This window comes from Pedobacter ginsengisoli (genome assembly GCF_002736205.1).
GTDB classification, from domain to species: domain Bacteria; phylum Bacteroidota; class Bacteroidia; order Sphingobacteriales; family Sphingobacteriaceae; genus Pedobacter; species Pedobacter ginsengisoli_A.
Map to the genome: position 1 here is coordinate 2,263,395 of NZ_CP024091.1, position 14,231 is coordinate 2,277,625.

10 protein-coding genes are annotated in these 14,231 nt (G+C 38.7%); 2 read left to right on the plus strand and 8 right to left on the minus strand.

The window, feature by feature from the left end:
• Positions 1-13: 13 nt before the first annotated feature.
• The 6 genes from infC to CPT03_RS09370 all read right to left on the minus strand — a co-directional run bounded on the left by infC (position 14) and on the right by CPT03_RS09370 (position 7,331).
• Positions 14-583, minus strand: a complete 570-nt coding sequence (infC, locus tag CPT03_RS09345; protein WP_015807729.1) for a translation initiation factor IF-3 — start codon at positions 581-583, stop codon at positions 14-16.
• Between the two features lie 13 nt (positions 584-596).
• Positions 597-2,522: a threonine--tRNA ligase gene (gene thrS, locus CPT03_RS09350; protein WP_099438604.1), complete on the minus strand. Its 1,926-nt coding sequence runs from the start codon at positions 2,520-2,522 to the stop codon at positions 597-599.
• 77 nt (positions 2,523-2,599) lie between these two features.
• The gene (locus CPT03_RS09355) at positions 2,600-3,337 is read right to left on the minus strand and encodes a (Fe-S)-binding protein (protein ID WP_099438605.1); all 738 of its coding nucleotides are present in this window, start codon (positions 3,335-3,337) and stop codon (positions 2,600-2,602) included.
• A 42-nt stretch (positions 3,338-3,379) separates the two neighbouring features.
• On the minus strand, positions 3,380-4,678 hold the full coding sequence (locus CPT03_RS09360) for an MFS transporter (protein ID WP_099438606.1): 1,299 nt from the start codon (positions 4,676-4,678) through the stop codon (positions 3,380-3,382).
• Between the two features lie 45 nt (positions 4,679-4,723).
• Positions 4,724-5,434 (minus strand): head GIN domain-containing protein, encoded by a 711-nt coding sequence (locus CPT03_RS09365; RefSeq protein WP_245870015.1) that lies wholly within the window; start codon positions 5,432-5,434, stop codon positions 4,724-4,726.
• A gap of 4 nt (positions 5,435-5,438) precedes the next feature.
• Positions 5,439-7,331, minus strand: a complete 1,893-nt coding sequence (locus CPT03_RS09370; protein WP_099438607.1) for an ATP-dependent DNA helicase RecQ — start codon at positions 7,329-7,331, stop codon at positions 5,439-5,441.
• Between the two features lie 73 nt (positions 7,332-7,404).
• Between CPT03_RS09370 and CPT03_RS09375 the strand changes: the two genes are divergently transcribed.
• A complete protein-coding gene (locus CPT03_RS09375; RefSeq protein WP_099438608.1) occupies positions 7,405-10,644 on the plus strand; it encodes an amidohydrolase family protein in 3,240 nt (1,079 codons plus the stop codon).
• A 13-nt stretch (positions 10,645-10,657) separates the two neighbouring features.
• Here CPT03_RS09375 and CPT03_RS09380 read toward each other — a convergent pair whose 3' ends face one another.
• Positions 10,658-11,905 carry a serpin family protein gene (locus CPT03_RS09380; protein WP_099438609.1) on the minus strand — a complete coding sequence of 416 codons (1,248 nt, stop codon included), beginning with the start codon at positions 11,903-11,905 and terminating at the stop codon, positions 10,658-10,660.
• A 289-nt stretch (positions 11,906-12,194) separates the two neighbouring features.
• On the opposite strand from CPT03_RS09380, the gene CPT03_RS09385 reads away from it, so the two are divergent.
• Positions 12,195-12,977 (plus strand): leucyl/phenylalanyl-tRNA--protein transferase, encoded by a 783-nt coding sequence (locus tag CPT03_RS09385; RefSeq protein ID WP_099438610.1) that lies wholly within the window; start codon positions 12,195-12,197, stop codon positions 12,975-12,977.
• Between the two features lie 17 nt (positions 12,978-12,994).
• Here the strand turns inward: CPT03_RS09385 and CPT03_RS09390 are convergent, their stop codons facing one another.
• Complete coding sequence (locus tag CPT03_RS09390; RefSeq protein WP_245870016.1) at positions 12,995-14,227, minus strand: NAD(P)/FAD-dependent oxidoreductase; 1,233 nt, start codon at positions 14,225-14,227, stop codon at positions 12,995-12,997.
• Positions 14,228-14,231: the final 4 nt, after the last annotated feature.

The following is a 14,231-nucleotide window of genomic DNA, read 5'->3' on the forward strand; positions in this document are numbered from 1 at the left end:
TTATGTAATTTATTTATTTCTTAGCAACTTTTGGAGCAAGTGTTAAAAACATACGCTTGCCCTCTAATTTAGGTAGTAACTCTACCTTACCTATATCTTCAAGAGCCTGAGCAAACTTAAGAAGAAGAATTTCTCCCTGTTCTTTATAAACAATTGCTCTACCTTTAAAGTGAACATAAGCTCTTACTTTCTCACCATTTTCAAGGAAACTAATAGCATGCTTTAGTTTAAATTGAAAATCATGATCGTTAGTGTTAGGTCCGAATCTAATCTCCTTAATAACAGTTTGTTTAGCGTTAGCCTTAATCTCTTTCTGCTTTTTCTTTTGCTCGTAAACGAACTTGCTGTAATCGATTATTCTACATACTGGTGGAACTGCATTTGGAGAAATCTCCACTAAATCCAATTCTAACTCATCGGCAAGGGCCAAAGCTTTTGCCAAAGGATAGATCCCCGGTTCAACATTATCTCCAGCTAATCTTACCTCTTGTGCCCTGATAAACTGATTAATATTATGTTCTGCTTCTTTTTTCTTAAAAGGAGGACGTGGTCCCCTATTAAATCCTGGTCTGCCTAATGCCAAATTTGTATCTTATTTAAACTGTTATTTCTTTAATTAATAATTCACTAAACTCTTGCAGGGTCATTTCGCCTAAATCGCCTTCGCCATGTTTCCTTACAGAAACCTTTCCTTCAGCCATTTCCTTCTCACCAATAATCAACATATAAGGTATTTTTTTAACCTCTGCGTCTCTGATTTTCCTTCCAATCTTCTCATCACGAAAGTCAATCAGCCCGCGAATATCGGAATTATTTAATTCATCTGAAACTTTTTTTGCATATTCTTCATACTTTTCTGAGATAGGAAGGATAATAAATTGTTCAGGAGAAAGCCATAATGGGAAATTACCAGCGCAATGTTCAATCAAAACTGCAATAAAACGCTCAAGGGAACCAAATGGAGCCCTATGGATCATCACTGGTCTGTGCTTTTGATTATCGCTGCCAGTATATTCCAATTCAAAACGCTCTGGCAAATTATAATCAACCTGAATAGTTCCAAGCTGCCATTTTCTACCCAAAGCATCCTTAACCATAAAATCTAATTTCGGGCCATAAAATGCAGCTTCACCATACTCCACAACTGTTGGTAATCCTTTTTCAGCAGCCGCTTCAATAATAGCAGTTTCGGCCAGGTGCCAGTTCTCGTCACTACCAATATATTTTGTCTTATTTTCAGGATCCCTTAAAGAAACCTGAGCAATATAATCATTGAAACCCAATGATTTAAAGACATATAGTACAAGATCAATTACCTTTTTAAACTCATCCTTCACCTGATCAGGGCGACAAAACAAATGCGCATCATCCTGAGTAAACCCACGCACCCTTGTTAAGCCGTGCAACTCTCCGCTTTGCTCATAACGATATACAGTACCAAACTCAGCAAAACGCAAAGGAAGATCCTTATATGAGCGTGGTTTGGTCTTATAAATCTCGCAATGATGCGGACAGTTCATAGGTTTAAGGAAAAACTCCTCTCCCTCCTGTGGTGTCTTTATTGGCTGAAATGCATCTTTACCATATTTTTCGTAGTGGCCCGAAGTAATGTATAAATTCTTATGGCCAATATGTGGGGTTACAACCTGTTCATACCCTGCTTTACCCTGCGCTTTGGTTAAAAACTGTACCAAACGCTCGCGTAATGCTGCACCTTTAGGTAACCACAATGGCAACCCCATGCCTACTTTTTCAGAAAAAGCAAACAATTCAAGTTCTTTACCTAACTTTCTGTGATCTCTTTTCTTAGCCTCTTCAATCATATGAAGGTATTCAGTAAGCTCACTAGCTTTAGGAAAAGTAACACCATATATACGTGTAAGCTGTTTTTTAGTCTCATCACCACGCCAGTATGCACCGGCAACGTTCATTAACTTTACAGCTTTGATAAATCCTGTATTAGGAATATGCGGACCACGACACAGATCGGTAAATTGCCCCTGAGTATAAAAAGTAATTTTACCATCTTCAAGGCCATCAATAAGATCTAACTTATATTCATCACCTTTTTCAGTAAAATACTTAACCGCATCAGATTTTGAAACAGACTCTCTAACAAAAACTTCTTTCTGTTTAGCCAGTTCAATAATTTTTGCTTCAATAGCCTTAAAATCATCTGATGAAAACTCTCTGTCGCCAAAATCTACATCGTAGTAAAATCCTGTTTCAATTGCCGGACCAATACCAAACTTTGTACCCGGATACAGTGCTTCCAATGCCTCAGCCATAAGGTGGGCCGATGAATGCCAGAAAGTAGCTTTTCCTGCAGTATCATTCCATGTTAAAAGTTTTAAAGAAGCATCAGACTCTATTGGTCTCGATGAATCCCAAACTTCGCCGTTTACTTCGGCAGCTAAAACATTGCGGGCTAAACCCTCAGAAATTGATAATGCGATTTGATGGGCAGTTGTGCCCTTTTCGTACTGACGGCTAGAGCCATCAGGCAGTGTAATGTTAATCATCTACAACTATGATTTAAAAAATTAATAAAATTTGTGTTATAAATCACCTACAATGTGATTCTGAATTACAAAGTTAATTAATATTCCGTACTTTCTAACCATCCATTTGCCAATACATCAGCTAAATGCATCGTTTTAAGTGGAATATTATTTTTATCTATGTAACCCTGTAAATGCATAAGGCATGACAAGTCGGTTGAAATAACATACTCAGCACCTTGCTCCAAAGCATTGTTCACCTTCTGCTCAGCCATTGCCGATGAAATGGCATCAAATTTAACGGCAAAAGTACCACCAAACCCGCAGCACATATCAGTATCCTTCATTTCTACCATTTCCAAACCATGTACCTTAGATAAAAGTAACCTTGGCTCTTCCTTTATTTTACATTCTCTAAGTCCACTGCACGAATCATGATAAACAGCTTTGCCGTCCAGTTCTGCTCCAAAGTAATCTCTTTTCAAAACATTTACCAGAAAATCTGAAAGTTCAAAAATATTGGATTGTATATTTCTACACTTATTGTGCACTATGGTATTGGTAAACAGATCGCTATATCCACTTTTAACCATACCTACACACGATGCAGATGGAGCCACAATATAATCTGTTTCCGAAAAATCACTAAGGAACTTATTACCTGTCTCTTTAGCCTGCTCCCAATAACCGGCATTATATGCAGGCTGTCCGCAGCAGGTCTGGCTAGAATTATAGAATACCTCACAGCCAGCCTTTTCCAGAAGCTTGATCGTATTAAATGCAGTTTCAGGATACAGTTGGTCTACAAAACAGGGTACAAATAATTCTATTCTCATCAATATTATCTTCTCTATTATTTAAGTTAAAAGGTCATCATTTTATAAAACGTGCTTCCTTTCAACACTTCTTAACACCACCAAAAATACCAAACCTATCACAAAAAATGATGCCAAAGCTATTATGGAGTTTCGCATACTTCCTGTTACTTCCTCAATGTAAGCAAAACTAAACAAACCAATCACAATTGCTATCTTCTCCGTTACATCGTAAAAGCTAAAGAATGAGGCCGTATCGGGAGTATTTGCAGGTAAATATTTTGAATATGTTGATCGCGACAAAGACTGAATTCCACCCATAATCAGACCCGCTACAGCAGCAAGACCATAAAATTGATATTCAGTTGTAATAAAATAGGCACAAATGCAAAATACAATCCAGATGAGTACAACACAGATCAATACGCGAACATTTCCTATTTTCTTTGCAAAATGAGACATCATCATGGCACCCAATATGGCTACCAATTGTATAATTAAAATGGTTATGATCAATTTAGAAGTCCCAAGTTTTAAAGTCTTTTCTCCAAAACCTGCAGCTGCCAGCATAATAGTTTGTACACCCATCGAATAAAAGAAAAATGCCAGTAAAAACATTTTAAGCACTTTCATATGGCTCAATTGGGACCATACTTTAGACAGTTCCTGAAAACCACTACGTACTACACTTTTATTAATTGATGAATAATTAGGGCTACCAGCCGGAAGTTTTTTAAACGGAATCTGCGCAAAGGCTATCCACCAGATACCTACAAGCAAAAATGATAGCCTTGGAGGAAATGATAAATCTGTAATACCAAATAGCTCGTGTTTCAGCACAAAAACAAAACAAATGATCTGTAGCAAAACACTACCTACATAACCATAAGCAAACCCCTTAGCGCTTACCCTATCCTGCTGATCTATGGTAGCTATTTCTGGCAAATAGGAGTTATTAAACAACACCCCACCTATATATCCCATTGCTGCTATTGCAAAGCAGATAATACCCAGCTCCAGTGTATCAAGCTTAAAAAAGTACAAACCCATACAGGCCACACTGCCTAAATAAGTAAAGATTTTCATGAAAATCTTTTTGTTACCCCTGTAATCAGCAATAGATGAAAGGATGGGTAACAACAAGGCCATTATCAGGTATGCCACAGAAAGCGCATAATTTGATAATGCAGTATTGGTAAAAGTTCTTCCAAAAAAAGAAACCTTATCCCCATGTTCCTGAGTGGTGGTTATTATGGTATAATAAGCAGGAAAAATGGTAGAGGTGATTACTAAATTGTATGAAGAATTGGCCCAGTCAAAAAACGCCCAGGAGCGAATGACTTTTTTGTCGTTTTTTTCCATGTATTAAATGAGACGCCTAAAATAGCTAAAAAACAGCATTCAGTATTAATTTACTTTTTCCAATTTGGTTGCTCCCGATTTTTTCTCATCAACTTTTTTTGGATTCCCCTTATAATATACTTCACTCGATCCCGAAGTCCTAATTTTCAGATCATTCAATACATTTATATTGGCCTTTCCGGTTCCATCAATATTTATATCATAAATACCTGCTACAAAATCAAATGCATTAATAGTCGATGTTCCCTTAGCAGTTAAATTGTGTACACCGGTTTGTCCTGTCAAAGCAAGTTTCCCTACACCATCAATCCTGGTAACCAATTTCGAAGCACTCAGATCTAGAGAAACATCCGATGCACCTTCAAGTTTCAAATCAACATCAGTTGCATAAATACGTCCATCCCCAACAACTTTAACAGCCCCTACTGTATTCAGCTTTTTCAATTCACCAATACCTACAGAAACAACTACAGAGTCTGTACCACAATATATTCCATCATCCAGTTTCACCCTAAGTTCCCCACTGCTCACATCGGTTCTTACCAAATTAACAACATTCGAATCCGCACCAATTTTTATGGCATAAGAACTATCCTGTTTAAGAACAAGTTTAATAGCTCCGGTAACTTTTATCTGGTCAAAATTCTTTTCAACGGTACCTTTAAATACGCGTTTACCCGAATCCTGTATACATTCAGATGAACACCCTGCCAAAAAAACAGGAATAGCACAAACAATAGCGATAATTTTTCTCATAATATTAAAGGTAATAATTTTTCCCATCTGTTTTAATTTTACCGGCGTCAAGCAACTCCCTTATCCTATCCAATTTTTCATTTTCATTGCCCACCTTTATAGCGTTTACCAGGTTATCTAAAGTATGGCCCTGACTCTGTAATAATGTAATAATCTCAAAGTCTATTTTGTCAGATAACTGATCCAGATCTTCCGCTTTTTTCTCAGCAAGGCAGACATCACAAACCCCGCATTTTTCACCATCAGGCTCATCAAAATACCTCAGCAATTGAATACTCCGGCATTCAGCCTTAGTAGCATAAGCAAGTACCGCATTGATCTGATCTGTTTGAATCTTCTTTCTCAGTTCAATATATTTAACATCAATATCAATATGCAGCAAATCAACCCGGGCACGTATATATTGCAGCTGTGGCTGATCCGTTTGAGGTAAATACGACAATATGCCCTGATCCTGCAAATTGTTTAGCAACCTGACCACATCATTAAACGACATCCTTACCTTCTTTGCAATCTCTGATTCCTGAATTTTCACATACTGGTCAAAGGCACCACCGTATGACCTTAAAATAGCTTTAATAAGCGGATCGTAACCCGCATTTTCTATCTGAAAGCGATAAACATCTTCATTTCCTACTGTAAATAACACCCTCGACGGTAAAAATATATTTTCGGATAACACAATATACCCATCGCGTTCCAAAAACTTCAGGCCGGCTATTGTCTTAATCACACCTATATTAAACCGTTTACAAAAATCAGCAATATCAAAGTTAAAGCTTAACCCTTCGCCTGCGCCAAATGCCAATTGAAAGTAATTACCCAGATAATGATAGATCTTTTTAATCTCATCTAACGTAGGGAAACTATTGGCATATTTAACTTCCAAAGCCATTTGATCTGATTTATTTGACAGCAAAACACCATATGATCTTTTACCATCCCTGCCAGCCCTGCCCGCTTCCTGATAATAAGCTTCCAAACTTTCTGGCAAATCCAAATGAACCACAAAACGAACATCTGGCTTATCTATCCCCATTCCAAAAGCATTGGTTGCCACCATTACCCGGGTAACATTACGCTTCCAGTCTTCCTGCCTTTTAAAGCGGTCATCCTTTTCAACCCCGGCATGATAAAAATCTGCAGCAATGCCATTTCTTTTTAAAAACAATGCTATTTCCGAAGTTTCACGCCGGTTCCTCACATATACCAATCCACTGCCCTTTACATTTTTAACAATATCTATCAGTTTTCTGTGTTTATCCTCGTCATTTAAAACTACGTAACTCAAATTTTTACGTGCAAAACTCTGCACAAAAACCTTCGCATTTTTAAACGCTAATTTCTCAGCAATATCATTCCTTACGAACTGGGTAGCCGTAGCCGTTAAAGCCAGAACAGGAACCTCCGGATGAATCTCTCTGATTGCACTAACCAGCAGATATGGCGGCCTGAAATCGTAGCCCCACTGCGAAACACAATGCGCTTCATCAACAGCAATAAGGTTTACATTCATGTAAGAGATTCTTTCTCTAACCAATTCCGAAAGTAAACGCTCCGGAGAAAGGTAAAGAAACTTAATATTACCATAAATGCAATTATCTAAAAGGATATCTATTTCTCTTTTCCCCATGCCTGCATAAATAGCCACCGCATTTATGCCCTTTTCTTTTAGCCCTTCAACCTGATCTTTCATAAGTGCCACCAGGGGCGAAATAACAATACATATCCCATCCATAACCATTGCAGGAACCTGAAAGCAAAGCGATTTGCCCCCTCCTGTTGGTAATAATGCCAAGGTGTCATTTCCGTTTAAAACCGATGCAATAATTTCATCCTGCGATGGCCTGAAACTATCAAATCCCCAGTATCGTTTTAATATCTCTGCTTCACTCATAAAAAGGTTAAGTCCAAAACTATAAAAATGAACTGATATTACTAAATTGCGTGCTAATTAACACCCGCTGCTTATGAAAACACCACTACTATTATTATGTTTCCTTACCGGACTTCATTTCAGCTACGCGCAGGAAAAAAAATGGGATATCGAAAAATATCAGGGTCCAACTAAAACGTTTAATATCAGCACAGATGAGGGTACCTGGATGAACCTGGACGTAAGTTCCGACGGCAAAGATATAGTGTTTGATCTTTTAGGCGATATTTACACCATCCCCGTTACAGGTGGTACTGCTACATTGTTAAGCGGAGGCATTGCCTGGGAAGTTCAGCCTCGTTTTAGCCCAAACGGAAAATACATTTCCTATACAAGTGATAAAAGCGGAGCAGATAACATCTGGATTATGAACCGCGATGGTTCCAATAAAAGACAAGTTACCAAAGAAACATTCAGACTGCTGAACAATGCTACCTGGATGCCAAACAGCGATTACCTGATTGCCCGCAAACACTTTACAGGCTATCGTTCTTTAGGTGCCGGAGAAATGTGGATGTACAGCATATATGGTGGCGAAGGCGTACAATTAACCAAAAGAAAAAACGACCAGCAAGATGCCGGCGAGCCAAATGTATCGCCCGATGGCCGATATTTATATTTTAGCGAAGATGTATCGCCAGGTCCAAATTTCGAATACAGTAAAGATCCAAATGGTGTAATCTATGCTATCAGACAGCTTGATATGGTTACGGGCAAACTAACAGATCTGATAGAACAACCTGGCGGTTCTGCACGTCCTCAAATCTCTCCTGATGGCAAAATGATGGCATACGTAAAACGTGTAAGGCTAAAATCGGTGCTTATTGTACAGAATATCAAATCGGGCGAAGAATGGACACTAACAGAAGATCTTACTCACGACCAGCAGGAAACATGGGCAATATTTGGTGTTTATCCTAATTTTGCATGGACACCAGATTCCAAAAACATCATCTTTTACTCTAAAGGCAAAATCAAAAAAATAGAGCTTAGTTCGCTGGTTATTTCCGACATCCCCTTTAAAGTTACCAGCACACAAACCGTACAAGAGTCCCTTCATTTTCCTAAACAGGTATTTAGTGCCGAGTTTAGTTCAAAAATGATCAGACAACTAACTACCTCTCCCGATGGTAAGTTTGTAGTATTTAATGCCGCAGGCTTTTTATATAAAAAGGAACTGCCAAATGGCACACCTGAAAGAGTGACTAATGGTATTGATTTTGAATTTGAGCCAGACATTAGTCCGGATGGAAAATCTGTGATCTTCACTACCTGGAGTGATGAGTTTAAAGGCGCCATTAAAAAAGCTGATCTGAAATCTGGTAAAACAATACCACTTACAGAGGAAAAGGGCCTTTATTACTCACCTTCATATTCTACCAAAGGCGATAAAATCGTTTACCGCAAAGGTGTCGGAAATGATGTATTAGGCTATGCTTACGGCCGTGGAACAGGCATATTTACCATGGCAGCAGATGGATCCGGAAAAACCTTAATATCCGAAAATGGCATAAAACCACAATTCAATAAAGATGATACCAGAATCTTTTTTCAGGGAAATGAAGATGGTAAAAAGGCCTTTAAAAGTGTAGACCTAAACGGCGGCAACCCCCGCACGCACTATACCTCTACCTATGTTACCCAATTTTGCCCAAGTCCAGATGGCAAATGGATGGCATTTACAGAATTGTTTAATGTATACATTACCCCAATGGTAATTACCGGTTCACCATTAGATCTTTCGTCAGCAAACAAAACTATTCCGCTAACCAGGGTTACTAAAGATGCAGGAACTTATTTGCATTGGAGCAACGATGGCAGCAAATTACAGTGGACATTAGGAGAGCAATATTTTAGCCGTGAAATTAAAAACAGCTTTAATTTTGTAGATGGTGCCCCGCAAACAATCCCGCCACCAGATTCTACAGGTATTTCTATAGGGCTACGCCTTAAAACCGACGTACCAGATGGCATAACGGCCTTAAAAGGTGCCAGGATAATTACCATGAAAGGCGACGAAGTTATTGAAGAAGGAACCATAATAGTAGATCACAACAAGGTTGTTGCCGTAGGCAAAGCAACCGAGGTAAGCATACCGCAAGGCGCCAAAGTAATTGATGTAACCGGCAAAACAATAATGCCGGGCATTATAGATGTACATGCACATTTACGGACCAGTCCGGATGGTATTAGTCCGCAGCAAGATTGGTCATACCTTGCCAACCTTGCCTTTGGGGTAACTACCTCGCACGACCCATCGAGCAATACTGAAATGGTATTTAGCCAATCAGAAATGATCAGATCAGGCCGTATGGTAGGCCCTCGACTATACTCAACCGGCTCGATATTATACGGGGCCGATGGCGATTTCAAGGTAGTCATTAACAGTCTGGACGATGCCTTATCTCATCTCAGAAGATTAAAAGCTGTAGGCGCCTTCTCTGTTAAATCGTACAACCAGCCACGCCGCGATCAGCGCCAGCAGATTTTAGAGGCCGCACGCCAATTAAAAATGGAAGTAGTTCCAGAAGGCGGTTCTACCTTCTTTACCAACATGAACATGATTTCTGATGGTCATACCGGCATTGAACACAGCATCCCGGTTGCCCCGGTTTATAAAGATGTAGTTTCATTTTGGAACAATACTAAAGTGGCCTACACACCTACCCTAATTGTTAGTTACGGCAGCCAATGGGGCGAGAATTACTGGTACGACAGAACCAATGTATGGGAAAATGAAAGGCTAATGGCATTTACACCCCGCCCAATCATCGATTCACGTTCAAGAAGAAGAACAACCTCTGAATATGGAGATTATGGCCATATTGAAGTTTCAAAAGCAGTTAAGCAAATTGCTGACGGTGGCACCAAGGTAAACTTAGGTGCACACGGACAAATCCAGGGGCTTGGAGCCCACTGGGAGCTATGGATGCTGGTACAGGGCGGTATGACACCTATACAAGCCATCAGGTCGGCAACATTAAATGGTGCCTCCTATTTAGGCATGGAAAAAGAAATAGGTTCATTGGAAAATGGAAAACTTGCCGATCTGGTAATTATGGATGCCAACCCATTGGACGACATCAGAAACTCAGAAAAAATTAAATACGTAATGGTAAATGGCCGTATTTACGACAGTTTATCTATGAATGAAATTGGTGGCCGCGAAAAACTACGTGGCAAACTATGGTTTGAGATGGGTAAAGGTATGGTTTACAGTTTTCCAACAGGAAATGCCGAAACCTGGACCTTTACCACACCTAATTGTGATTAATAAAAATAACCCGTTACTTATCTAGTAGCGGGTTACTTAAAATACCGGTAAACAAAATCAATCCGGTTTTCATTTCGCGGATAGCATATACAAACGGACGATTGATAAGAACAGCAGATGGTTGCTGCACCGATGTAAGTTGAATTCCTACAGAGGTAACAGCGGCAGCCTCGGTACCACTTTCATTTACTTCAATAAAAGTTTTGTGTTTCACCTCGTCTATTTGCAACTTACCTGCGGCATTTATTCTTGTAAAATCAGCAAAGCCATTTTTACCAAAAGCAATCCCCATACCCAGATGCTCTAATTGATCATTCAGCTTAATTTCATAGCTAAATTTAAACTTAGGCATTTTTATTTCCATACCGGTTTTTATTAAACCTGTCATCCATCCTTTCCATTTTGCAGGAGTGATGGATCCGGCAAATTCATTGATATTGGCAGTAGCCGATCCTGGTAATACAATTACCATACTATATTTTTCATTTCCATAAGGAAGTTCATAAATACTTGCCTCTTGCAAACTCTGGTAATTAACCGAAGCTTTTGCAACCATAAAATCTGCTTGAACCTTATTATTGGCATCCAGGTTAAAATCTGATTTAGCAGTTTTACTCTTATCGAATTTATATTTCCAGTCGCTTTTAAAGTAAACCGCATTAATCAGAAACATTACTATATCACTACTTATATGATCAATTATGCTTGGAATCTTTCCATGTGTTCTATTATTTACCCAGTTGTTAATTTTATCTTTTGCTGTCGGGCTGCTAAAATCCAGTCCTGCAACTTCGGCATTATAATTATCTGTATTTACTTTAAGAAAGGCAGGTAATGCGGTAAAGTTGTTTGTATACCAGATTGAATTGGCAATTTCTAATGTCGCCTTTGGATCTAACTGAGGCAGTTCAGTTACTATTTTATGGTAGTAACTATTTACTTCAGCTTCTGTAAAATCTTTAAATTCCATAGTATTTCTTATGGCCTCCAGGGTAGATCCATTACTTCCGTTACTTGTCATACCCAATGCAATGCTTACACTTAAAGGCGATAACATTAGGTTTTTACCGGCTATAGGGCTAGATAAGGTTTCCTTAAACAGTTTAAAAGTAAAAGCATTATCGGCTTCTACCTTTTGCTGCTCCCTTGCAGTTAATATTAAATCTTTTCCCTGGTCTAAGGTTTTGTTATCCTTTTTGCAAGATGTGGCTGTGATAATGAAAGCAGCAATGATTAAAAATAATGTGTATTTCTTTTTCATTTGGCTAATGATTTGGTTTACTTCCCTATACGTACAAATTTATTATTCCGCTACAGTCAGCTTACATTTTTGGTTTATCAGGACTTTTAGATTGATGCTACAAGAGCTTTTGGTTCGGGGGCGTTGAGAGGGCGTTCAGAGAGCTTTGCTAGGGCCTTGGTAGGGCTAAAGGCCCTAGCAAAGCCCTGTCAGAACCCTAGCACATATTATCAACCGGAAAGTAAAATCACTGCAAATCCCAATATTATTATATCGAATCTATTTATTAGATTTAATAATAAAAAAGGTGATGGAGGTACAATCAAGAAGCAAAGCCACTATTATTTCTGATAATATCAGACAGGCCATTAAACGATCTTTACAGGCATTTTTTCAATTCGGATTAGCTAAGGTATCCGGAGGTAAAAGCAATGCGCTACTCCTGTCTTATGGCCACTTTGAACTTACGCCTTTTATCATTTTTCAGGGTTTTTTAAGCGGAAGCAACCTTTTGCCTAATTTAAACGGAGGCAATCTTTCTATTTGGGTTGATCCTGAATTAAGAGGAATTATTCCAATTGATGGTTTTGAGCTGCGAGGCAATTTATTACGCTACTTAAAAAAAGAAAAGAATCTTGATGTTACCCAAAAGTTAGAGATAAAGATAAATACCAACTTTAAAGATACCATAGCTGCATGTTCTCGCACTAATGGCAAGAAAAATAGAGTATGGTTAACTCCCGACTTTATTAAATCGGCATTAGAGCTTCATGAAATGGGTATAGCACATAGTGTAGAAGCCTATCAAAACGGGATTCTTGTTGGTGGCGTAATTGGGTTCGCTATAAATGGGTATTTTATTAGTTTAAGTTCGTTTCATACGGTTGATAATGCCAGCAAAATTGCTTTCTATTATTTACTGGTTAAACTTAAAAATGATGGCTTTGTGTTGCACCTTACCGGGGCCGCCAATTCGTGGCTAACTCAGTACGGATTGGTTAATGTTCAAAAAGATGAATTCAGAGTTAGCTTAATGAAGGCAATAGCCACCCCAACTAAGTTTTCAGGAACAGTGCCTGAGTTAACATTTTAACAAATATTAAACAATTTTTACAAATTCTGGGCAATTACATAACCATTTGCCCAGGCCCACTGAAAATTATAGCCACCCAGCCATCCGGTTACGTCTATGCATTCGCCACCAAAGTAAAGCCCTGGTATATTCTTACATTCAAGCGTTTTAGAAGAAAGTTCATTGGTATCAATGCCGCCCCTCATTACTTCGGCTTTGTCGTATCCCTTATCTCCTGCCGGTTTTACCTTAAATAAATGGATTGTGGCATGGATAAGCTCAATTTCTGCTTTAGTTAGCGATGCTACCTGCTTTTCTATAGGCAAAAATTTACTCATCGCATCTGTCAGTTTTTTAGGATAAAAGCGGTTAAATAAGGTCGAAAGCAAAGATTTACCATTCTGTTTTCTTTCCTGATCAATTAGGTTGGTAATATTTTCGCCAGGTAAGAGGTTTATATTTATCTCTTCGCCACTTCTCCAATACGAAGAGATCTGCAAAATGGCAGGGCCACTAAGCCCCCAATGTGTAAACAAAATATTCTCTTCAAAAGAGATGCGATGGTTACTTACTTCGCAAAATACACTGTTGCCTGATAGTTGGGCATACCAGTCTTCATCCTTACCCGTTATGGTTAAAGGTACCAGCGCAGGTGCAGTTTTTATAATGTTTAAGGCATGTTTTCTGGCAAAACGAAGTGCAAAATCTGTTGCCCCCATTTTAGGTATTGGCAAGCCACCGGTAGTTATTACAAGTTTAGGGGCTTTTAATATCCGCTGCTTTCCCCCTTTTTCATATTTAACGGTAAAAGAAGAATCATTTATAAATTCTATATCAGCTACCTGCGCATTGCAGATAATCTGTTGGTCAAAATCAGCACATACTGTAGTAAATACCTCTACAATATCTTTAGCATTTTTACCATCGGGGAAAAGCTGACCTAATGTTTTTTCTTTTCCTGTGATGCCATAAGTTTCAAAGAAACTGATGGTATCACTAACAGTCCACTGCGTAAATGCTGATTTGCTGAAGTGTTTATTATCAGATATAAACTGTTCATCGGTAGCAAACAGGTTGGTATAGTTACACCTTCCGCCTCCCGATATCAGGATTTTAGCCCCTGCTTTATCGCTTTTTTCCAGCAAGATAACCTTTTTACCAAGGTATCCTGCCTGTACAGCGCACATCAAACCACACGCTCCGGCTCCAATAATTATAGCATCTGCATCCATCAATCCGTTTATATTGTTATTTTTGTGCAAAATAAGCATAACT